We start from the raw sequence: 21,624 nt of genomic DNA, 5'->3' as shown, positions 1-21,624 counted from the left end.
TCAATATAATTAATTCTATAAAAACTAAAACCAAGGCTTAATAATAAGCCTTGGTTTGAAAAAGTAGAAATTCATAGTTTCTTTTTATAGCACCCTTCACAATAACCATAATAGATAAACTAATTCTTTCAACAATAATTATTTTTTTATTACTTTCATTAACAAATACCTATAATTTTTATTTAATTCATAATTTTATACAAATAAACAAAGGTTACTTTAGTATATGAACAATATTTGTCTGTTAATTAAAAATTATTAGTTGTACATTTGTAGTTCTGATACGGCAAATATCGTATTTTTTTCCGTTCAATAAAACAATTAACGTATTTTTTTACGAATAATTATGGTAGCAACTAGAATAAAAGCATTTATAACATATAAAGATGTAGCGGTTAGTAAGTTAGAAAAAATAATAGGTGCTAGCGATGGCACATTACGAAATGCTTTAAAGAAAGGAACTGAAATTAATTCAAAATGGCTCGTATTAATTTCCGATAATTTCCCTGATTTAAATTTTAATTGGCTTATTACAGGTAAAGGAGAAATGCTTTTAAATACAAAGCCTATTAGCTTACAGAATACAAAAAATGAGGTAATATTAGATTATATTTTAGTGCATATCGAGGCCTTCAGAAGAGAACCTAAAATAGATGCTATCGCAGGTTTATTTTCTAATTTTGAGCAACAAAGAGAACTTCAGAAATTATATGATAAAATTAGAGAATATGAATCTTTATTAGCAGAAAAGAAAGAGGCTATTAAATAAAATTTAGCTCTTTAATTTCTCTTTAAAATCTAATTCTTTTATTTTTTTAGCAACCATATTTTTAATTAATATTGTTTTTTCTTGTTCTATTTTTAGTTTATTTTCAACGACTTTAGTTGTTTTTTCTTCTTTTTTCTTTCTTCTTTTTTGTTTAAATAGTATCAAAATGAAGAATTCTTTTAAAATAGTAACTACTTTTTTCATCAGATTATATTTCTTTTGTAATAATGAAATTCAAGAAATATTTTTGAAGAAAAGAGGTGGTTAATAGGTTCAATTCTTTTTTATTTTTTCTAGCTTTTTTTTTCATTTATAAAATAATTTTATTGCATTATTTATGCAATAAATTGATATAAAAAACACCTTTTTTTATTTAAAAATATGGTTATATACTTGTAAATTAGTGTTTTATTTCTTTAGTAGTAGGCTAGCAAAATTTCGATTGTAAATTAATACTCTTTGCTTGGTATATTATATGATAAATATCATGTTTTAAGAAAATCTTCACAATTATCTTTGTGTAACAATTATCAGGCAAGATATGAGCGTTATTTACTTATTACTAACACTAAGTATTTTAGTGGCACTAATTTTTTTTATTGCATTTATTGTTTCGGTAAAAAGCGGCCAATACGATGATTCGTATACACCCTCTGTTCGTATCCTTTTTGATGACGAATTAGTGAAAGAAGAAACAGAAAATCAATAACTAACAATAGATATTAAATTAAATTAGATTATGGAAATGCAACAATTTTATTACGATAATAAAATCGTAAAAAAATTCATTTATGCTACACTATTTTGGGGAATTGTAGGTTTCTCGGTAGGTTTATTATTAGCATTTATGTTTTTATTCCCAAATGTAACAGACGGAATTTCGTGGTTAAGTTTTGGACGTTTAAGACCATTACATACCAATGCGGTAATTTTTGCATTTGTAGGAAACGCTATTTATGCAGGAGTCTATTATTCGTTACAGCGATTGCTCAAGGCACGTATGGCGAGTAATTTTTTAAGTAATCTTAATTTTTGGGGATGGCAGGCAATTATTGTCGCCGCCGCGATAACATTACCTTTAGGATATAGTAGTTCTAAAGAATATGCCGAATTAGAATGGCCTATCGATATTGCTATTGCAATTGTTTGGGTAGCCTTTGGAGTTAACATGATTTGGACGATTCTTCAAAGAAGACAGCGTCATTTATATGTTGCTATTTGGTTTTATTTAGGAACTTTTGTAACGGTAGCTGTTTTACATATCTTTAATAGTTTAGCATTACCTGTAAGTTTTTTCAAATCATATTCAGTATACGCAGGGGTACAAGATGCCTTGGTGCAATGGTGGTACGGACATAATGCGGTAGCATTTTTCTTAACAACGCCATTTTTAGGATTGATGTATTATTTTGTTCCTAAAGCAGCAAACAGACCTGTATATTCTTATCGATTATCAATTGTTCACTTTTGGTCATTAATATTTATTTATATCTGGGCAGGACCTCACCATTTATTATATACGGCTTTACCAACATGGGCTCAAAATTTAGGAGTTGCCTTTTCAATTATGTTATTAGCGCCATCTTGGGGTGGAATGATAAACGGATTATTAACACTTCGTGGTGCTTGGGATAAAGTACGTACTGATCCTGTTTTAAAATTCTTCGTAGTTGCAATTACGGGTTACGGTATGGCAACTTTTGAAGGACCAATGTTATCTTTAAAAAATGTAAATGCTATTGCACACTTTAGTGACTGGATTATTGCACACGTTCACGTAGGAGCATTAGCTTGGAATGGTTTCTTTACCTTCGGGATGATTTACTGGATGGTACCAAGATTATTCAAAACAAAATTATATTCTACCGCTTTAGCAAACTTCCATTTCTGGATAGGAACTTTAGGAATTATTATGTATACATTACCGATGTATGTTGCAGGTTTTGTACAGGCATCAATGTGGAAACAATTTAATCCTGATGGAACATTAGCGTATGGTAACTTTTTAGAAACAGTAGCAGAAATAATTCCAATGTATTGGATGCGTGCTATTGGAGGAAGTATGTTTATTATTGGAGCATTTGTGATGATTTACAACATGGTGCAAACGATACGCTCAGGAAGTGATGTTACGGATGATTTAGCAGAAGCAGTTCCGTTAACCAAAGTATCTAAACATAGAACAAAAGGAGAAGCATGGCATACTTGGTTAGAAAGAAAACCAATTAAATTAACAATTTTTGCAACGATTGCCATTTTAATTGGAGGTATTGTTCAAATTGTACCAACTTTATTAGTGAAATCGAATATACCAACAATAGCAAGTGTTAAACCATATTCACCATTAGAATTAGAAGGTCGAGACCTTTATATTCGTGAAGGATGTGTAGGATGTCACTCTCAAATGGTACGTCCATTCAGGTCGGAAGTAGAGCGATATGGAGAATACTCTAAAGCTGGAGAATTTGTATATGATCACCCGTTCTTATGGGGTTCTAAACGTACAGGACCAGATTTACATAGAATCGGAAGTAAATATTCTGATAGCTGGCATTTAAATCACATGTACGATCCGCAAAGTACGTCACCAGGTTCTATCATGCCATCATATAAATGGATTGTTAGAGATCGATTAGATAAAAGTGATACGCAAGCAAAAATGAGGGTAATGGTAACTTTAGGGGTTCCTTATTCTGAAGAGGAAATTGCAAACGCACAAGCAAGTATGGATGCACAAGGAGCTAAAATTCAAGAGAACTTACACCAAGATCCTGATTTTGCTAAAAACTATGCTTCGGATAAAAAATATGCTGAAGAAAACGGACAAGAATTTATCGAAATGAAAGATAGAGAAATTGTCGCTTTAATTGCTTATTTACAACGCTTAGGTACCGATATTAAAGTAAAAGATGTTCAAAAACAATTAAGTTCTAAATAAAAACACAGATGTTAAAATTCGTGAAAAATCATATGGAGAGCATTGCAGGTATCGAAATATACCCTTTGATTTCATTAACAATATTCTTTACCTTTTTCGTGGTATTATTTTGGTGGGTATTTACAGCTAAAAAAGAATATATAAGTAAGGTAAGCGACTTACCTTTAAATGATTAAAACAAATTATTATGAAAAAATATATACAATCAATAGTATCTTTTCTTTTTGTTTTTTCAATGCCATTTATTTTAGCAGCGGCATTTAAGGCATATAAAGAACCGTTTAACTTTTTAGAAAATCCGATAGTTTGGTATATTACAATAGGTTTTGGATTAGTGGTATTTCTAAAAGAAGTATTATCGAACACCGTTGTAAATAAAGCAAATGATGCAATGCCAAAGAACTATACAAGAGTTCAATCGGCAATATCATTTTTGTTTACTTTTTTAACACCTTTTGCATTAGCCAAAGCAATTACTTCATACAAAAATCCGTATGATATTTTAGAAAATCCATTAGTTTGGTTAGGATTAATTGCCTTCGGATTAGTGCTTTTAGCCAAAGAAGTACTTACAATTACTGGTGTTCAAAAAGTGGAAGAAATAGCCATGATTAAAGCAGGAATTAATCCAGAAGATATCGATAATTTAGCTTGGGCAAAGCAAATAATATCAAAATGGACAAAAGCCAAAGGACTTGAAAAAGAACAAGAAATTATTCTTGACCATAATTATGATGGAATTAAAGAATTAGACAATACATTACCGCCGTGGTGGGTTGGGTTATTTTATGCAACTATAATTTTTGCAGTAGTTTATTTAGTTCGATTTGAAGTTTTAGATGGATACACGCAAGTAATGGAATATGAAGAATCTGTAGCTATTGCAAAAAGAGAATTAGCAGCTTATAAATCAACCTCAAAAGAAGCTGTTATTGATGCTGAAACTGTTACTGTTTTAACATCAGAAAGTGATTTAAAAAGAGGAAAAGCAGTTTTTAATTTAAACTGTGCTGCCTGTCATATTGCTGATGGTGGTGGAGGTATCGGTCCTAACTTAACTGATAATTACTGGATTTTAGGTGGTGGAATTAAAAATATTTTCTCAACTATTTCTAATGGAGGTAGAGATGGAAAAGGAATGGTTGCTTGGAATAAAACCTTAAAACCTATCGATATGCAAAAAGTAGCAAGTTATATTGTGTCTTTACACGGTACTACGCCAGCAAATCCAAAAGCACCTCAAGGAGAATTATATAAAGATGATTCTAAACCAGTAGTGGAAGCAACAGTAGAAACTGTTGTAGAATAATCTAAATAATAACAAATAATAAGTATAATTGATTTTTTTTAATAGTTGATCATGGAAACACCCAAGGACGAACAATTTAGAGATAGTATAGGTACCATCAATAAGGAAGGTAAGCGTGCTTGGGTGTATCCTAAAAAGCCAAGCGGACGATTTTATAAATATAGGTCGTACGTAAGTTATTTTTTATTGACAATTTTATTAGCAGCACCATTTATCAAAATTAATGGCAATCAGTTTTTATTATTCAATGTCATCAAACGAAAATTTAATATTTTCGGATTTCCTTTTTGGCCACAAGATTTTCATTTATTAGTGATTTCGATGATTGTCGGTGTGGTATTTATTATTTTATTTACCGTTGTTTTTGGGCGGATTTTCTGCGGATGGATTTGTCCGCAAACCATCTTCTTAGAAATGGTTTTTAGAAAGATAGAATATTGGATCGATGGTGATAGAGGAAAACAAATTCGACTTGAAAAACAACCTTGGAATGCTGAGAAAATTAAGAAACGACTGTTAAAATGGTTTATCTTTTTTATCATTTCTTTTTTAATCGCCAATGTATTTTTGGCATATTTAATCGGAGGTGATACCGTTATTGACTATGTAACAGGTAATCCGCTAGACAATGTAAGTACCTTAATTTCATTGTTGATTTTTACAGGAGTTTTCTACTTTATCTTTGCATGGTTTAGAGAACAAGTATGTATTATTGCATGTCCTTATGGAAGGTTACAAGGAGTTTTATTAGATAACAAAACAATTAATGTTGCCTATGATCACGTACGTGGAGAGGGTGAGAAAGGACGTGGAAAATTCAGTAAAAAAGAAGATAGAGCCACCACAGGAAAAGGAGATTGTATTGATTGTTTTCAATGTGTAAACGTTTGCCCTACGGGGATTGATATTAGAAACGGAACACAATTAGAGTGTGTGAATTGCACCGCTTGTATTGATGAGTGCGATCACATGATGGAAAAAGTAGGGCTACCAAAAGGATTAATTCGTTTTGCTAGTGAAGAAAATATTGAAAAGAAAACACCTTTTGAGTTTACTGCCAGAATGAAAGGTTATACGGCTGTTTTAGGTATTTTAATTGCTGTTTTAATAGGAATGTTATTTTTAAGAAATGATGTAGAAGCAACTATTCTACGATTACCAGGGCAGTTGTATCAGCATAAAAAAGGTAATATTATTAGCAACATTTATACTTATAAAGTAATTAATAAAACGACCAAACAAATTGATGATATAAGTTATAAAATACTTTCTCATAAAGGAAAAATTGAAACAGTAACACATCAAAATTTCCAAGTTCCAAAACAAGGATTAGCACAAGGAACGCTATTTATTGAAATGCATCAATCTGAAATGGAAGATGAAAAAGTAAACCTTAGAATTGGCGTTTATAGTGGCGATAAATTAATTGAAACTACACAAACTAATTTCTTAGGACCAAGAAGTTACCGCTAAAAAACAAGAAAAAAACAAAAAATATTAAGTTAAATAGCATATAAAATAACGTGAAGTAATCTGTTGGTTAAAATAGATTACTTCACGTTATATATAATATTACCTAAAAATAAGTAACATGAAACTAAACTGGGGTACAGGAATTGTCATTGCAATTATAGCGTTTATGAGTTTTATACTATATTTCGTTATATCGATGAGTACGGGTCAGAATTATACTCATGATTTGGTATCCGAAGAATACTATCAAAAAGAATTGGTGTTTCAAGATAATATTGATGCTACCAAAAATGCGAAAGCATTAACAGAAAATATTCAAGTAAAAAAAGTGCCAGAAGGATTAAAAGTCTATTTTCCAACAGCATTTAATCCTAAAGAGATTACAGGAAAAGTGTTCCTATATAGACCATCTAATAAACAATTAGATTTTGAAACCCCTATTTCAATTTCTGATACATATTTGCTCGTGCCTGAGAAACGTTTGTTAGGTGGTCGATGGAACATTATTGTTTCCTGGAATTACAAAAATACGCCATATTTATTTGAGAAAGAGTTGATTTATTAATGTTTCTTTCTGCGCTCATATTTGGTTTATTAGGTAGTTTTCACTGCATTGGAATGTGCGGTCCTATTGCCTTTATGTTGCCTGTTGATAGAAGCAATAAAATTAAACAATTCTTTCAGATTTTAAGTTATCATTTTGGGCGATTATTCACCTATAGTTTAATTGGATTGTTGTTTGGCTTGTTAGGAAAAGGATTTTATTTCTTTGGATTTCAGCAACAATTATCAATAATAACGGGTGTTTTAATGATTTCGATGGTTTTATTGCCAAAGACATTTCAAAAGTATAATTTTTCAAAACCGATTACTAAATTGGTAATGAAAGTGAAGTCATCATTAGGAAAAGAATTAAAAAAGAAAGGCAATGATACTTTTTTCACGATCGGTTTTTTAAACGGATTTTTACCTTGTGGATTAGTTTACATGGCTGTTTTAGGTGCAATAGCAACTTCAAATCCTTTTTCAGGAAGTTTGTATATGTTTATCTTCGGATTAGGAACAGTTCCTTTAATGACGATTATCGTATATGTTGGAAATTTTGCCAACGGCTTAATCCGAAAAAGAATTCAGCAAGCGATTCCTTACGTAGTTGTTTTTATAGGGATTCTATTTATTTTACGTGGTTTAGGTTTAGGGATTCCGTATGTTTCACCAGTGCCAGTTAGCAATTTAGCGACTCCAGTGCAAGGGTGTTATTAAGGTAATTAGATGCTGTAAATCAGGTTTTTTGTCAATAATATTTAGTAACTTTAGTGAGTACTAAAACCTAAATAAATATCATGATGAAAAAAATAATTGTTCCTGTTGATTTTTCAGTATATTCAGAAAATGCGCTAAAAACAGCCGCTTCTTTAGCTAAAAAAAATAATTCAGAAATTATCGTAGTTCATATGTTAGAACTCTCACATGCGATGATGAATCAATCGGCAAATTTTACGCAATTAGAATCGGTTTTTCTATTAGAATTGGCGAAAAAAAAGTTTAACGAATTTTTAGAAAAAGACTATTTATCAGGCATTAAAGTAACACCAATTATTAAACATTTTAAAATTTTCACAGAATTAGATGCCTTGGCAAAGCGTGAAGAGGTCGATTTAATTGTTATCGGTTCTAAAGGGACAAGCGGTATTGAAGAGATGTTTATCGGTTCGAATACCGAAAAGGTAATCCGATATGCAACGACGCCTGTTTTAGTGGTAAAAGACGCGCCAATTACTTCACAATTACAAAAAGCGGTATTTGCTTGTGAATTTTCAACTGATGATGTAGCCTCGTATTTGAAAGCTAAAAACTTCTTTGAAAAACTAGATTGTGAATTAGAATTATTATATGTAAGTACGCCAACAATTAGTTTTAAAAGTAGTCAACAGATTGAACAAAGTATGCTAGATTTCTTTGAAAAAGCAGGAGAAGATGCTTCAAATCTGAAAAATGTAAAAATTATTTCGGAATACACCGTAGAGAGTGGCGTGTTGTATTATGCTGATAAAAGTAATGCCGATATTATCGCCGTGGCAACGCATGGACGCAAAGGAATTTCTCATTTCTTTGAAGGAAGTATTTCTGAAGATATTGCAAATCATAGTAAATTACCGATTATTTCTTTTAAAATCGAATAATTTATAATTCTACTAATTTTATAAATTGAAGTACTAAAAAAACTCGATATCATAATTGGTATCGAGTTTTTAGTATTTAAAATTTTAATTTGAAATTACTTTTTAGCTTTAATTTCGGTGATAAATTTCTGTAAACGTTTTCCATAATCAGAACTTTTAACATTGTCTGAAAGGCTATTATTAATGGTATCTAATAAGACTAAATTAGCATCAAATAATTCTGATAAAGCGATATAAGGAGCGACTTCGTTATCGGCATGAGCGATGGCAAAGTTTGTTGAAAATAAAAAACGACGACGCATCATTTTTTTATAATCGGTTTCTAATTTTTTTACAAGTGTATCGTTTTTTGCCTGACGTGCTTCAAAATCTCTTTTGATAAAATCTAAACGTTGGTCTTTAAATTTGTTATCGATTTGTCGAAATTCTTGAAGTATATCTTGATTTTTAGAGCCTTTTATCTCTGGATTAAAACCAAATTCCTCTAAGTTATCGTTAATCGTGATTTCTCCTTGTTCACCAAAAAACATAAGATGTTTGTCTTTGGTATTTCCATCAAAAGTTAAATAATACATAACAGGAGAGCTCACATTATCAGATAAAATAAAGGTATCATTTCCTAATAAAGCCATTGAATCGACAGAAATTAAGTTGGTATCTTTCATTTTCTGAAGATATAACGTTCCTTTTTTCAATCCTTTAATTTGACCTTTTACAATCATGTTTCCTTCTTTTTTAGAAGAACAAGCAAAAGCCAGTATAGAAAACGCTAAAAGTGCGATAATTTTTTTCATAATGAGTATAATTTTTGAGTTGCAAATATGCTGAAATTCTCTTATAAAGTAGCCGATAATTCCATTAAAATTGTACAGATTATCGCTCCGACTGTTCCGATGGCATATCCGAAGACTGCCAATAAAACGCCCACAGACGCTAATGACGGGTGAAAAGCTTGTGCAATAATCGGGGCAGAGGCGGCACCACCAACATTTGCTTGGCTTCCAACGGCTAAAAAGAAATACGGTGCTTTTATTAATTTTGCTACAAATATTAACAATCCTGCGTGAATGCTCATCCAAACAATACCGATGGCAATTAAACCAATATTATCAAAAATCATGGTTAAATCCATTTTCATTCCGATAGTCGCCACTAAAATATAAATGAAAATACTTCCGAGTTTACTCGCACCCGCACCTTCATAATTCTTGGCTTTTGTAAACGATAATCCAATGGCGATAATTGTAGAAATACTAATCAACCAAAAGAAACTTGAGCCTAAAAATGAAAAAATATTACGCCAACTTTGTGATTCAATACTTGAAACTACATCGCTAAAAAAAGCACTTAAATATCCTGATGCAAAATGTCCAAAACCAACCGTACCAAACCCGATAGCTAACATCAACATAAAATCAGTTAAACTAGGATTTCTTTCTACGCCTTTTGCAAAACTCGACATCGTTTCTTTTAACTCTTCGATAGCAGTAGTATCGGCTTTTAACCACTTATTTATTTTATCTTTTTTACCAATTCCGATTAATAAAATAGCCATCCAAATATTGGCAACCACAATATCAACAAATACCATTCCGCCGTATTTTTGAGGATTATATTGATAAATCTCTAACATTGCTGTTTGATTTGCACCTCCGCCAATCCAACTTCCCGCAAGGGTTGAGAGTCCTCGCCAAACGGCATCAAAACCAGCACCGCCAACGGTGTCTGGTGAAAATATCGAAATTAATAAAATAGCAATTGGTCCTCCGATAATAATTCCGACAGTTCCTGTAAAAAACATAATTAAGGCTTTTGAGCCTAAGTTAAATATGGCTTTCAAATCGATACTTATGGTCATTAAAACCAATGCGGCGGGTAATAAAAATCGACTCGCTACATAATATAATTGCGATTTTCCTTTCACTAATTCTCCTACCGAATTTATTGTTTCCCATTCGGGAGAAATAACGCCAAAAGTGGTGAAAAGTGCAGGTATAAAATATGCCATGAATAATCCTGGAACTATTTTATAAAATTTATGCCAAAAACCCGTAGTTTTTGATTCCGTATAAAATACAAAGCCTAAAGAAATCATTAAAATTCCGAAAACAATGGCATCGTTTGTAATTGTTGGTGCTGTCATTAATATCTAATTTTCTGCTAAAGTATCAAAATTATAGCATAAAAAAACCGAAGTTTTATTACTAGCTTTTATTTTTGAGTCTTATTTCTGATTTTATTTCCTGATTTTTAAGACTAAGTTTGATGAAAAAATAGCATCCTTTTTTTTATCAAAAAAGAAATGATAAAATAGACTCTAAAGAAATAATAAAGTTCAAATAACAATAAATCAAAATATCCGAAGAAATAAATGTATATTTTTGCGAAAATTTAAACGTAATTTATTTATGAAAATATTAGTATTGTTTTCTGCTTTTTTAATAAGTGTATCGGCAATTGCAAACAATGAACATTTTGGAGAAGATTTCTGGGGACCAACAGGACACAGAGCTACAGGAGAAATTGCTCAAAATAATTTAACCAAAAAAGCAAAACGACAAATTGATAAACTATTGCAAGGCGAAAGTCTAGCATTCGTAGCTACTTTTGGCGATGAAATAAAATCAGATAGAAAAAAATATGGGAAATTTTACGCATGGCATTACGTAAATATGCCCTTAGATGGAAACTATAATGAAGTGAAAAAAAATCCGAAAGGCGATTTAATTACTGGAATTAAAGAATGTATTGAAATCTTACAATCAAAAGAAAGTTCAATCGAAGATAAACGTTTTTATTTGAAAATGTTAGTCCATTTAGTTGGCGATTTACATCAACCAATGCACATTGGACAAAAAGAAGATAAAGGAGGAAATGCAATACAAGTACAATGGCATGGAAAAGGATCTAATTTACACCGAGTTTGGGATGAAGATTTAATCAATAAATGGGATATGAGCTACATGGAATTAGCCAATAACGCCAAAGATTTATCAAAAAATCAAATTAAAAATCTTCAAAAAGGAAATGTAATCGATTGGATGAAAGATACGCATACATTGACCAAAAAAATATATGCATCAGCAGAAAAAGGCGATAAATTAAGCTATCGTTATTCGTATGATTATTTTCCTGTCGTTAGAGAACAATTACAAAAAGGCGGATTGCGTTTAGCAAAATTATTAAACGAAATTTTTAGCTAAAATTAAACGTAAAAGCAAGGGATTAAAACCCCCTTGTTATTTTTCTTGTTTTTAGTTAAAATTACGCCTATATTTATGAGTTTACTTTAAAATATCAGTAAAAAATAATAATACTATAAAATAATAGCCGAAATATTGATAATCTGTTTTAAATGTCGGAAATTGATGCCTCTTATTTTTCCTATCTTTGGAAGATAAACTATAAATAAGAAAATCAATGTTGGATTATGTAATAATTGGAGGTGCTCAAGCTGGATTATCAATGGCGTATCATTTAAAAAAACTAGATAAAAAATTTATCGTTTTAGATGGAGAAAAAGAAATTGGCGCTTCTTGGTTAAACAGATGGGATTCCTTAAAATTATTTACACCAACAGAATATAATCATTTACCAGGTTTAAAATTTGACGCTCCAAAAGGACATTATCCAACGAAAATTGAGGTTAGTAATTATTTCAAAAAGTATGTTACTGAATTTAAAATCCCGATACAATTAGATACCTTAGTAACATCGGTGAAAAAAAATGAAACAGGTTTTTGCGTAATCTATAAAGATGGCGAAATTCAAACCGAAAATGTAATCGTTGCCACAGGACCTTTCCATATTCCATATACACCGCCTTGTCATACCAAAATTTCTGAAAGCGTTTTGCAAATGCATAGTAACTTTTATAAAAGTAAAAATCAGTTGCAAAAAGGAGATGCGTTAGTTGTTGGAGCAGGAGATTCTGGCTATCAAATTTTAGATGAAATTTCTAAAGGTGGAACAAGAACCGTTTATTTTTCAGGAAATACCAACGTAAAATCATTGCCACAACAATTTCTAGGAAAAACACTTTGGTGGTGGTTTACACTTATCGGGTTTTTAAGTTACAGCAAATATAGCTGGATTGGTAAAAAAATAAATTCATCAATACAACCTGTTATTGGAACGAATGTGAAAGAAATACTTTCAAGAAAAAATGTAATTGCCGTAGGACGAACAAAAACAGCATCAAATACTGATATTACTTTTGAAAAAGAAACGATTTCTAGTATCAAAAATATTGTTTGGGCAACAGGATATCGCCCTAATTTTTCATGGATTGAAAGCCTAGAATTAGATAAAGATGGTTATCCTAAAAATTATAGAGGCGTAAGTACTATTGATGGCTTATATTTTATAGGATTACCGTGGATGTTTACGCGTGGTTCTGCAACTTTAGGAGGCGTATCAAAAGATGCTAATTATTTAGCCGATATCATCAGAAATAAATAAATTTTATACAAGTACATTTTAAATTTAATACTTTTAAGCGCATGCAACAAACGACCAATACTATTTTAATGATTCGCCCTGCGAGTTTTAGAATGAACGAGCAAACCGCTGTAAATAATTTTTATCAGCAAGAATTAAAAAATATGTTACCTGCCACAATTAACGCAAAAGCACAACAAGAATTTGATGCTTTTGTACTCAAATTAAAAGCTGTTGGTGTTGAGGTTATTGTTGTTGAAGATACTAAAACAACAGATACTCCTGACGCATTATTTCCTAACAATTGGATCTCTTTTCATGAAAATGGCGATGTCGCAATGTATCCGATGTTTGCCGAAAATAGACGTTTAGAAAAACGAGAAGATATATTGGATCTTTTAGAAGAAAAAGGGTTTAAAATAAATAGTATTGTTGATTATTCTGATGCCGAAAAAGAAGGAATTTTTTTAGAAGGTACGGGAAGTATGGTTTTAGATCGTGCTAATAGAAAAGCATATTGTGCTTTATCGCCAAGAGCTGACGAAGAATTATTTATTGAATTTTGTGAAGATTTTGAATATACGCCCGTAATTTTTACAGCAAATCAAACTGTAAACGGAGAAGTTGCAGCGATTTATCATACCAACGTAATGATGTGCGTTGCTGAAACTTTTGCCATTCTTTGTTTAGCGTCTATTGATGATAAAAAAGAAAAAAAATCGGTTGTAAAACACTTAAAATCGAGCGGAAAACAGGTAATTGGAATAACGGAAGAACAAGTAGTGCAATTTGCAGGAAATATGCTACAAGTAAAAGGGAAAAATGAAGAACGCTTTTTAATTATGAGTTCATCTGCTTATAATTCTTTGACAAATAATCAATTACAAGAGATAAATAAACATACCAAAATTATTCATTCATCACTAGAAACTATTGAAACCTGCGGCGGAGGAAGCGCCCGTTGTATGATGGCTGAGGTGTTTTTAAAATAAAGTAATATTTGTTATACTAAACCATCAAAAGTTAAGTTTATTAGTATCTAACCAATAAATATAAAAGTAATGAAAAAAATTTTCATTTTAGTAGCAGTCGTTATAATGGGAACATCTTGTGTCTCTAAAAAAAAGTATGTTCAATTAGAAAAAAACTATAAAGCAACTCAGGGAGCACTCCAGAAAACAGCTTTTGAAAAACAACAGTTAGAAGTTAAATTTGCTAAAATTGAGCAAAGAGTAGATCGTTATAACACTAAAATCAATTCATTAAAAGGAATTAATTCTGATCTAAAACAAAAAAATGATGTAAAATTAGATATGGTGGAAGGAACTGTAATGTCTAATGCGATGAAAGTAAAAATGCGTAAAACTTTAGCGAATGTTGACGCAACCAAACTAGCAAATGCAAAAACATTAAAAGATTCGATGAATTTAGCAGTTGCGTATCAGTTAAATAAATCGATAAATGTTGCACAATTAGAAAATTCTGATGATGTTAATGTAAATATTGACAAAACAGTTGTGATGATTTCTATTTCAGATAAAATGTTGTTTAAAACAGCAAGTTATAATGTAAATAGTAAGGCTTATAGTACGCTTAAAAAATTAGCAGATATTATTAAATCGGAGCCAAGTATGGATGTTATGATTGAAGGACACACCGATTCAAGAGGAATCCATAACGAAGTAATTAAAGATAACTGGGATTTAAGTGTAAAAAGAGCTACTTCTATAGTACGTATTTTAGAAAATAAATATGGTATTAATCCAAGCAGATTAATAGCAGCAGGTAGAGGTTCATCTTTACCGCTAGTAGATAATAAAACAAGTGCAAACAGAGCTAGAAATAGAAGAACAAAAATTGTTATTTTACCTAACTTAGATAAGTTTTTTGGTTTATTAGCTGAAGAAGAAGTAATTCAGCCATAACACCTTAAAATACAGATAACGTATTCTAGACAAAAGCTTTCGATTATAAATCGAAAGCTTTTGTTATTTTTAGATTTTCCTATTTTGTTATTTTTAATTTAAAATTAAATCAAAGCTTCTTTTAAAATAGTAACAGGGTGTTTTGCTATTCGTTTTGTACCGTCAAAAATTTGATGACGGCAACTTGTACCCGCAGCTACAATTTCGGTATCTTTTGAACAATTTCTAATCTTCGGAAATAACGTATCTTCCCCAACTTGCATACTTACTTTGTAATGTTCTTTTTCATACCCAAAAGAACCAGCCATTCCACAACAACCAGTGTTCATAATAGTAACTTTATAGTTTTCAGGAATATTTAAAATTGAAAAACTAGCATGAGTTGATGACAATGCTTTTTGATGACAATGTCCATGAATTTTTAGTGTTTTAGTATTTGTTGTAAATAATGCTGTATCTATATTTTCTTTTTTATGTTCAGATGCTAAAAATTCTTCAAAAGTAAACACATTTTTAGCTATTTTTTTAGCAGATAATTTATCATCAGCTAAACGAATATACTCATCTCTAAACGTTAAAATTGCCGAAGGTTCTATTCCTATTAATGGAGTTTCTTCAGATATTAAATCTTTAAAAATAGCTACATTTTTATTAGCCAGCGTTTTTGCTTGGTTTAAAAACCCTTTAGAAATATGACTTCTTCCACTTTCTTCATGTAGAATATTTTTAACTTCGTAGCCTAATTTTTCTAATAAAATAACAGTGTCTTTACCAATTTCAGCATCATAAAAATTAGTGAATTCATCGTTAAATAAATAGATTGTTTTTTGAGGTTTTTCGCCTGATTTATTTTTATTTATTGAGGCTGTATTTCTATTTTTAAGCCAAGCATTTACGGTTTGTTTTGCTAACTTCGGAACGGTTCGCTGAGTAGCAACACCCATTATTTTTTTAGCTAATAAAGTGTTGGTTAAAAAATTGGTTAGAGCAGGGATTTTACTTCCTAGTTTATTATATTTTGCATTGTTGGCAAACAAAGTACTCCTAAAAGAATAACCGTTTGTTTCTTGATATTGATATAAAAATTCGGCTTTCATCGAAGCAATATCTACATTACTTGGGCATTCTGTAGCGCAAGCTTTACAACTTAAACATAAATCTAAAACTTGCTTTAATTCTTTAGAATCAAATTTATTTTCAGCCGTATTATTTGTTAAAACTTCTCGCAACATATTTGCTCTTGCACGCGTTGTTTCTTTTTCATTTCTGGTTGCTCTGTAACTTGGGCATAAAGTTCCGCCTGCTTCTGGCGATTTTCTACAATCTCCCGAGCCATTACATTTTTCAGCTAATTTTAAAATTCCTTCGCTTTCAGAAAAATCTTGCAATGTTTTTATAACAGGTTCTTTTCTGTCAATTTCATATCGTAAATTTTTATCCATCGGAAAAGCGTCTGTAATTTTTCCTTGATTAAAAACATTATTTGGGTCAAACGCTTTTTTTATCCTTCTTAATAATTGATAATTTTTATCGCCAATCATTAAAGGAATAAATTCGGCACGAACAATTCCATCACCATGTTCTCCACTAAAAGAGCCTTTATATTTTTTTACTAGTTCGGCAGTTTCTGTGGTTATTTTTCGGAATAAAACAACATCTTCTTTTTTCTTCAGATTTAAAATAGGGCGTAAATGTAATTCTCCAGCACCAGCATGCGCATAATAAACGGCATCTTGCTGATATTTATCCATAATTTGAGTAAACTCTTCAATATATTCTGGCAAATCCTCTAAAGCAACGGCTGTATCTTCAATACAAGCAACAGCTTTCATATCGCCAACAATATTTCCTAATAAACCTAAACCTGCTTTTCGTAAGTGATGTACTTTTGCTATATCATCGCCATAAACTTTCGGATAATGATGTCCAAAATTATTGTATTTTAAGTCTGAAATTAATTTATCAGCTTGAATTTCGGCATCTTCTAAAGTATCCGAAGAAACTTCTAACATTAAAACTGCTTCAGGATCTCCTTGTAAAAAGAACCTATTTTTAGCTTGTTCTCGGTTGTTTTTAGTACAATCTAAAATAACTTTGTCCATTAATTCACAGGCATACAATTTGTGTTTCATGGCGGTAACCGTAGCTTTTAAACTTTGGTTGATACTTGTAAAATGCGGACAAACCATAATACTAAAAGTAGGAGGTAAGTCGTTTAATTGTATGGTGATTTCTGTGGAAAAAACCAACGTTCCTTCACTTCCTGATAAAAATTTAGCAGGATTTATAGTGGTTTCATTTCCTCCAAATAAATCCGATTTTAAAAATTCATCAACAGCATATCCTGTATTTCTTCTGTGGATTTCTGGCTTTGGAAATTCATTTATAATTTCTTTTTGAATTGCTTCTTGAGAAAGTTCATTGTAAATAGTTTTATAAATAGCTCCTTCTAAAGTATTCGCTATTTTTTTCTGATGAAACTCTTGCGAAGTAATTTCTGAAAAAATAACATCGCTTCCATCAGATAAAATCCCTTGGATAGCAATTACTTTATCACGAGTAACTCCGTAGCGAATTGAAGTACTTCCTGATGAATTATTTCCAACCATTCCACCAATCATACAGCGATTAGAAGTGGAAGTATTCGGGCCAAAAAATAATCCGTAGGGTTTTAAAAACCGATTTAAATCATCACGAATAATTCCAGGTTGTACGGTAATTGTTTTATTTTTTTCATCAAAAGCTAAAATATTGGTAAAATGTTTCGAAACATCGACCACAATTCCATCACCAACACATTGCCCTGCTAAGGAAGTTCCCGCAGTTCTAGGAATTAAAGTAATTTTATGTTCCGTAGCAAAAGAAATCAATAATTTTATATCTTCTGCATCTTTCGGATAGGCAACTGCCAACGGAATTTTTCGATATACAGAAGCATCCGTAGCGTATAAGGTTTTGTGTAAATCATCAAAAAATAATTGACCTTGTAAGCTTTTATCTAAATTTAATAATAGTGTTTTTTTTATTGTCGCTGTCATCTTTTCAAGTATTCAATTTTATTCAATTGGAATATTTCTTTTAAAACAAGTATCAAAACAAATAAAAGTATCAGTACCTGCTACACCATTTATTAAATGTACATTATCGTATAAAACCTTTTGTAAATGTTCATTATCTCTTGCATAAATTAAAATAAAAATAGCGTAATTTCCTGAAACAAAGTTACATTCGGTAATTTCGGGAATTTTTTCTAATTCTTTCATAACGTCTTTTGCAAAACGAGCTTCTCGTAAACGGATACCTGTGTATGATTTTGTTTTGTAACCTAACATTTTTTCATCTAAAACAAATTCAGCATTTTTTATAACGCCTTCCGAAGTTAGTTTTTTTATCCGTTGATGAATTAATGAATTAGAAACTTTTAATTCTTCGGCTATTTGCGAATATGCTTTTCGAGCATCGGAACGTAGTTTTAAAAGTATTTGTGTATCAATATAATCAAATTGATTATTCATTTTCTATTTTTTAGATGATTTTAGTTAAGGTAATGTTATTTTGATTATTTTTATTTTAATAATCGTGTAATTCAATATAAAAGTATATAATAAGTGGTAAAATTAACTATTTTAATTCTTCTTTTTAAGTAATATGATTTATTTTTGAAGTAAAAATTACATAATTATGACAACAGCACAAATATTCGACAAATTATGGAAAGAGTATACAGAACGTACTCCTTCTGCACAAAAAATTAAAAATTTATTAACAGAAAAAGGAAATACGGTATATAATGATCATATCGCTATTCGAACTTTTGATGATGAACGTGTTAATATTGAAGTATTAGCAACGCCATTTTTAGAAGCTGGTTACCAAGAATGTGGTGATTATATTTTTGAAGCTAAAAAATTATATGCAAAACATTACGAGCATGCAACAGATAAAAATGCGCCACGTGTATTTATTAGTCAATTAAAAACAAAAGAGTTTTCTTCGGAATTACAAGCAACGGTTAAACGTTTAATCGATGGATTATCTGAAGAAGATTTAAACCCTGCCGAATTAGTTTTTAAAGGTCGTTTGTGGGAGCAGCCTTCTTTGGAGGTTTACGAAAAATTACAAGCAGAAACAGAATATGCGGCATGGTTATATGTAAACGGATTTTGCTCAAATCATTTTACGGTAGATGTAAATAAATTAGCTACTTTTAAATCGTTACAAGAAGTGAACGAGTTTTTAAAAGATAATGGCTTTAAAATGAACACTTCTGGTGGCGAAATTAAAGGAACTCCAGCGGTATTTTTAGAGCAATCAAGTATTTTGGCGGATAGAATTCCTGTAGTTTTTAAACAAAATAAAACCGAAGTTACTAAAGAAATTACGTCTTGTTATTATGAATTTGCGTTCCGTCATGCGATGGAAAATGGCAAATTATATTCTGGTTTTATAGCAGGTTCAGCTGATAAAATTTTCGAAAGTACCGATATGAAATTGTAATATTTATTTACAAATAACAATTTTTTAAGAGCATAAAAAAACCTTGCATCATTATTTTATATTTTTCAACTTATTTTTGATATAAAATTTGATGCAAGGTTTTCTATTTAATAATCAAAAAATAGAGAATTAATTTTTATAGCATTTCAACAAATTCTGAAAACACTTTTTTGTGCAATTCTACATCCATAGTAGGAGAAAGTGAAACTCGTACAATATAATCCTTGTCGCCTTCTTTGGTTGTTCCTTGGGTTGATGTTGCGGGAATTGTCCAATAACAGCCATTTAATTGCCCATAACTTACGCAAAATTTACTTTCTTGCGGAATTTTAGTAATCATTAAATTGATTAATTTTAAATTTAAGGCTCTTTTATAGCTTTCTTTTTCTTGATGCGTATTTCCTTTTGTTGGTAAATCTAAAGAAAAAACAGAGGGCATAAAACTTTGAGAAGCTAATTCTTCAGAAACAAAATTTATGTTAGCTGTTGGTAATTTTTCACTGATAAAGGTAACAAATTCACGGGTATTTTTATAAGCATCTTCGATTCGTTGATTCATCGAAGGCAATTGTTTTGCTAATATTTCATATTGATAATCCGTTGCTTGGTTATCAGAAATGGTTAAATGTGTGTCAATTTTTTCGATTAACGCGTGCGTTTTTGCATTTCCGACACAATATCCAGCGGTACATTTTCCTCCACTAGGAAATTTAGAACCACTTACATACGAAATTACGTTAACGTTTGAAAGAATATCATTTTCGCCTAAAAAGTGTACGTTTGGGCAAAAAGTTTGATCTAAAATAAAAACAGGAGCAATTGCCATTTCGCCTGTTTTTGTGCTACGTTTTGTACTTAAAACCTTGTTTAAATCTTGAAGATTTGGTACTTCAACTCTTGGGTTTGTAGGAATTTCGGCAATGATATACGGAATTGCATCTTGTTCAGCGATTTCGGCTAAAATACGGTCTAAACTTTGTACCATTTCATTATCACCATCGACTAATAAATCGACAACAGCGACATTTTCAATAGAATCTGCGACACGTCTGGCTTGGTCGTTGGTACCGCCATAACAATTTGGAGGCACAATAAATTTAATCTTTTTTGATGGATGATTTTGTTGTGCATCATCAATAAGTCCCATCATAATGGCGTATTGCATTGATAATCCGCTAGAGGCAACTAAGGGTTTTGTGCTTGATGTTGTAATTTTTGAAATGGTTTCTAAAACTATTTTTTTTGCTTCTTTTATGTCTTTTTTTACGTCTTTTTTTATTTCTTGATTATTTTCTTTTGCTGTAAATTTTTGCAATGCGATAAGCGAGTTTTCAGGAGTCATTGCGATTGACTCTCTTCGTCTTACGTGTTGAATAGCAGCAATATACTTATTGATTTCTTCTTGATTATTTTCTTTTATTTTGGTATCAATTTTATCATTTTCAATTTTATTATTTATAATGATAATACTTCCTAATTTGTTGTTTGTATTGACACAAAAATCAATAGTTGGCAGTAGTTGAAAATCACAAATATTTTCTTTTTCAGCGATTAAAATAGTGCTACCTTCAAAGGTTTCAGGTTTATAAATATTAGAGAAATCAGCAAGTTCTTTTTGACTTATTTTTTGTAATTCAAATTGATATCCGTAGGTATTTTTTAATATTTCAGCATCAAAATTACTTGGTAACTTTTCGATATAAAAAATTTTGGTATTTTTATTTTCGAGTAAATTTTTTCTTAGGATAGCTAAAACAGGCATTGTTTTAGACGAAAAACTAATTATATTTTCTGATTTTAATTGTTTTTCTGTAGCGATACTCCATTCTAAAATACAAGAAAGCGGATGTCCTAAACGAATATAATCGTAAGCTGTCGGCAGTTGATATAGTGCTTTATTGTCTGAATTATTATTGATGTATAAGTTTTGAAACTGTTCTAAAAATTGTGTTTTCGCTAATTTTTCATTATAAATATCTAATCGATGTGTTGTTAATTTCAGCCAATCTTCGGGCATGTTTTTTAAAACTTCGTTGATATAGTTTGCTATGTTTGTGTGTTGATTCTGTTGCATAATTATTGCCTTTTAT

The 21,624-nt window shown here is 30.7% G+C and carries 20 protein-coding genes; 14 read left to right on the top strand and 6 right to left on the bottom strand.

Annotation, left to right across the window (positions count from 1 at the left end):
- Positions 1–346: 346 nt before the first annotated feature.
- Complete coding sequence (locus L0U77_RS04460) at positions 347–769, top strand: hypothetical protein (RefSeq protein WP_101916696.1); 423 nt, start codon at positions 347–349, stop codon at positions 767–769.
- Positions 770–772: 3 nt separating this feature from the next.
- On the opposite strand, the gene L0U77_RS04455 is transcribed toward L0U77_RS04460, so the two are convergent.
- Positions 773–973 carry a hypothetical protein gene (locus L0U77_RS04455; protein WP_101916695.1) on the bottom strand — a complete coding sequence of 67 codons (201 nt, stop codon included), beginning with the start codon at positions 971–973 and terminating at the stop codon, positions 773–775.
- A 337-nt stretch (positions 974–1,310) separates the two neighbouring features.
- Between L0U77_RS04455 and ccoS the strand changes: the two genes are divergently transcribed.
- The 8 genes from ccoS (at position 1,311) to L0U77_RS04415 (ending at position 8,672) form a co-directional block, all read left to right on the top strand.
- Positions 1,311–1,478 (top strand): cbb3-type cytochrome oxidase assembly protein CcoS, encoded by a 168-nt coding sequence (ccoS, locus tag L0U77_RS04450; protein ID WP_101916694.1) that lies wholly within the window; start codon positions 1,311–1,313, stop codon positions 1,476–1,478.
- A 30-nt stretch (positions 1,479–1,508) separates the two neighbouring features.
- A complete protein-coding gene (gene ccoN / locus L0U77_RS04445; RefSeq protein ID WP_233883597.1) occupies positions 1,509–3,707 on the top strand; it encodes a cytochrome-c oxidase, cbb3-type subunit I in 2,199 nt (732 codons plus the stop codon).
- A gap of 8 nt (positions 3,708–3,715) precedes the next feature.
- Positions 3,716–3,883: a CcoQ/FixQ family Cbb3-type cytochrome c oxidase assembly chaperone gene (locus L0U77_RS04440; protein WP_233883595.1), complete on the top strand. Its 168-nt coding sequence runs from the start codon at positions 3,716–3,718 to the stop codon at positions 3,881–3,883.
- An 11-nt stretch (positions 3,884–3,894) separates the two neighbouring features.
- Positions 3,895–5,016 (top strand): cbb3-type cytochrome c oxidase N-terminal domain-containing protein, encoded by a 1,122-nt coding sequence (locus tag L0U77_RS04435; protein WP_233861369.1) that lies wholly within the window; start codon positions 3,895–3,897, stop codon positions 5,014–5,016.
- A 51-nt stretch (positions 5,017–5,067) separates the two neighbouring features.
- Positions 5,068–6,489, top strand: a complete 1,422-nt coding sequence (ccoG, locus tag L0U77_RS04430) for a cytochrome c oxidase accessory protein CcoG (RefSeq protein WP_193706358.1) — start codon at positions 5,068–5,070, stop codon at positions 6,487–6,489.
- A gap of 118 nt (positions 6,490–6,607) precedes the next feature.
- Positions 6,608–7,054: a FixH family protein gene (locus tag L0U77_RS04425; RefSeq protein WP_193699733.1), complete on the top strand. Its 447-nt coding sequence runs from the start codon at positions 6,608–6,610 to the stop codon at positions 7,052–7,054.
- Complete coding sequence (locus tag L0U77_RS04420) at positions 7,054–7,752, top strand: sulfite exporter TauE/SafE family protein (protein ID WP_233897378.1); 699 nt, start codon at positions 7,054–7,056, stop codon at positions 7,750–7,752. The genes L0U77_RS04425 and L0U77_RS04420 overlap by 1 nt, the downstream gene beginning before the upstream one ends.
- An 80-nt stretch (positions 7,753–7,832) precedes the next feature.
- Positions 7,833–8,672: a universal stress protein gene (locus L0U77_RS04415; protein WP_317170474.1), complete on the top strand. Its 840-nt coding sequence runs from the start codon at positions 7,833–7,835 to the stop codon at positions 8,670–8,672.
- 95 nt (positions 8,673–8,767) lie between these two features.
- Here the strand turns inward: L0U77_RS04415 and L0U77_RS04410 are convergent, their stop codons facing one another.
- Both L0U77_RS04410 and L0U77_RS04405 read right to left on the bottom strand, forming a co-directional pair.
- Positions 8,768–9,466 carry a DUF4369 domain-containing protein gene (locus L0U77_RS04410; RefSeq protein ID WP_101916689.1) on the bottom strand — a complete coding sequence of 233 codons (699 nt, stop codon included), beginning with the start codon at positions 9,464–9,466 and terminating at the stop codon, positions 8,768–8,770.
- Between the two features lie 41 nt (positions 9,467–9,507).
- The gene (locus tag L0U77_RS04405) at positions 9,508–10,815 is read right to left on the bottom strand and encodes a DUF819 family protein (protein ID WP_233897379.1); all 1,308 of its coding nucleotides are present in this window, start codon (positions 10,813–10,815) and stop codon (positions 9,508–9,510) included.
- 265 nt (positions 10,816–11,080) lie between these two features.
- On the opposite strand from L0U77_RS04405, the gene L0U77_RS04400 reads away from it, so the two are divergent.
- From L0U77_RS04400 to L0U77_RS04385, 4 genes are all read left to right on the top strand, one after another.
- Positions 11,081–11,875, top strand: coding sequence for a S1/P1 nuclease (locus L0U77_RS04400; RefSeq protein WP_193706360.1), 795 nt, complete (start codon positions 11,081–11,083; stop codon positions 11,873–11,875).
- A gap of 217 nt (positions 11,876–12,092) precedes the next feature.
- On the top strand, positions 12,093–13,133 hold the full coding sequence (locus L0U77_RS04395) for a flavin-containing monooxygenase (RefSeq protein WP_233900796.1): 1,041 nt from the start codon (positions 12,093–12,095) through the stop codon (positions 13,131–13,133).
- A 41-nt stretch (positions 13,134–13,174) separates the two neighbouring features.
- Complete coding sequence (gene ctlX / locus L0U77_RS04390) at positions 13,175–14,104, top strand: citrulline utilization hydrolase CtlX (protein ID WP_233897380.1); 930 nt, start codon at positions 13,175–13,177, stop codon at positions 14,102–14,104.
- A 69-nt stretch (positions 14,105–14,173) separates the two neighbouring features.
- Positions 14,174–15,037: an OmpA/MotB family protein gene (locus L0U77_RS04385; RefSeq protein WP_233883578.1), complete on the top strand. Its 864-nt coding sequence runs from the start codon at positions 14,174–14,176 to the stop codon at positions 15,035–15,037.
- 104 nt (positions 15,038–15,141) lie between these two features.
- Here the strand turns inward: L0U77_RS04385 and L0U77_RS04380 are convergent, their stop codons facing one another.
- Both L0U77_RS04380 and L0U77_RS04375 read right to left on the bottom strand, forming a co-directional pair.
- Positions 15,142–18,075: an FAD-binding and (Fe-S)-binding domain-containing protein gene (locus L0U77_RS04380; RefSeq protein WP_233897381.1), complete on the bottom strand. Its 2,934-nt coding sequence runs from the start codon at positions 18,073–18,075 to the stop codon at positions 15,142–15,144.
- An 18-nt stretch (positions 18,076–18,093) separates the two neighbouring features.
- A complete protein-coding gene (locus L0U77_RS04375) occupies positions 18,094–18,552 on the bottom strand; it encodes an Lrp/AsnC family transcriptional regulator (RefSeq protein WP_233883574.1) in 459 nt (152 codons plus the stop codon).
- A gap of 166 nt (positions 18,553–18,718) precedes the next feature.
- Here L0U77_RS04375 and L0U77_RS04370 point away from each other — a divergent pair, with 166 nt between their 5' ends.
- Entirely contained in the window at positions 18,719–19,534 is an 816-nt protein-coding gene (locus tag L0U77_RS04370; protein ID WP_233900087.1) for a DUF1338 domain-containing protein, read from the top strand.
- Positions 19,535–19,670: 136 nt separating this feature from the next.
- Here the strand turns inward: L0U77_RS04370 and L0U77_RS04365 are convergent, their stop codons facing one another.
- Complete coding sequence (locus tag L0U77_RS04365; RefSeq protein ID WP_233900795.1) at positions 19,671–21,608, bottom strand: PLP-dependent aminotransferase family protein; 1,938 nt, start codon at positions 21,606–21,608, stop codon at positions 19,671–19,673.
- Between the last annotated feature and the right edge of the window lie 16 nt (positions 21,609–21,624).

This window comes from Tenacibaculum piscium, from assembly GCF_021390715.1.
Classification (GTDB): Bacteria; Bacteroidota; Bacteroidia; order Flavobacteriales; family Flavobacteriaceae; genus Polaribacter; species Polaribacter piscius.
This window is presented reverse-complemented; position numbering and strand designations above follow the sequence as displayed.

What these genes read in the sequence shown, in the direction of transcription:
- ctlX (WP_233897380.1), top strand. Translation starts at nt 13,175, where the DNA reads ATGCAACAAACGACCAATACTATTTTAATGATTCGCCCTGCGAGTTTT.
- ccoS (WP_101916694.1), top strand. Translation starts at nt 1,311, where the DNA reads ATGAGCGTTATTTACTTATTACTAACACTAAGTATTTTAGTGGCACTA.
- ccoG (WP_193706358.1), top strand. Translation starts at nt 5,068, where the DNA reads ATGGAAACACCCAAGGACGAACAATTTAGAGATAGTATAGGTACCATC.
- L0U77_RS04435 (WP_233861369.1), top strand. Translation starts at nt 3,895, where the DNA reads ATGAAAAAATATATACAATCAATAGTATCTTTTCTTTTTGTTTTTTCA.
- L0U77_RS04455 (WP_101916695.1), bottom strand. Translation starts at nt 973, where the DNA reads ATGAAAAAAGTAGTTACTATTTTAAAAGAATTCTTCATTTTGATACTA.
- L0U77_RS04370 (WP_233900087.1), top strand. Translation starts at nt 18,719, where the DNA reads ATGACAACAGCACAAATATTCGACAAATTATGGAAAGAGTATACAGAA.
- L0U77_RS04395 (WP_233900796.1), top strand. Translation starts at nt 12,093, where the DNA reads ATGTTGGATTATGTAATAATTGGAGGTGCTCAAGCTGGATTATCAATG.
- L0U77_RS04400 (WP_193706360.1), top strand. Translation starts at nt 11,081, where the DNA reads ATGAAAATATTAGTATTGTTTTCTGCTTTTTTAATAAGTGTATCGGCA.
- L0U77_RS04385 (WP_233883578.1), top strand. Translation starts at nt 14,174, where the DNA reads ATGAAAAAAATTTTCATTTTAGTAGCAGTCGTTATAATGGGAACATCT.
- L0U77_RS04375 (WP_233883574.1), bottom strand. Translation starts at nt 18,552, where the DNA reads ATGAATAATCAATTTGATTATATTGATACACAAATACTTTTAAAACTA.
- L0U77_RS04365 (WP_233900795.1), bottom strand. Translation starts at nt 21,608, where the DNA reads ATGCAACAGAATCAACACACAAACATAGCAAACTATATCAACGAAGTT.
- L0U77_RS04415 (WP_317170474.1), top strand. Translation starts at nt 7,833, where the DNA reads ATGATGAAAAAAATAATTGTTCCTGTTGATTTTTCAGTATATTCAGAA.
- L0U77_RS04440 (WP_233883595.1), top strand. Translation starts at nt 3,716, where the DNA reads ATGTTAAAATTCGTGAAAAATCATATGGAGAGCATTGCAGGTATCGAA.
- L0U77_RS04460 (WP_101916696.1), top strand. Translation starts at nt 347, where the DNA reads ATGGTAGCAACTAGAATAAAAGCATTTATAACATATAAAGATGTAGCG.
- L0U77_RS04425 (WP_193699733.1), top strand. Translation starts at nt 6,608, where the DNA reads ATGAAACTAAACTGGGGTACAGGAATTGTCATTGCAATTATAGCGTTT.
- L0U77_RS04405 (WP_233897379.1), bottom strand. Translation starts at nt 10,815, where the DNA reads ATGACAGCACCAACAATTACAAACGATGCCATTGTTTTCGGAATTTTA.
- L0U77_RS04420 (WP_233897378.1), top strand. Translation starts at nt 7,054, where the DNA reads ATGTTTCTTTCTGCGCTCATATTTGGTTTATTAGGTAGTTTTCACTGC.
- L0U77_RS04410 (WP_101916689.1), bottom strand. Translation starts at nt 9,466, where the DNA reads ATGAAAAAAATTATCGCACTTTTAGCGTTTTCTATACTGGCTTTTGCT.
- L0U77_RS04380 (WP_233897381.1), bottom strand. Translation starts at nt 18,075, where the DNA reads ATGACAGCGACAATAAAAAAAACACTATTATTAAATTTAGATAAAAGC.
- ccoN (WP_233883597.1), top strand. Translation starts at nt 1,509, where the DNA reads ATGGAAATGCAACAATTTTATTACGATAATAAAATCGTAAAAAAATTC.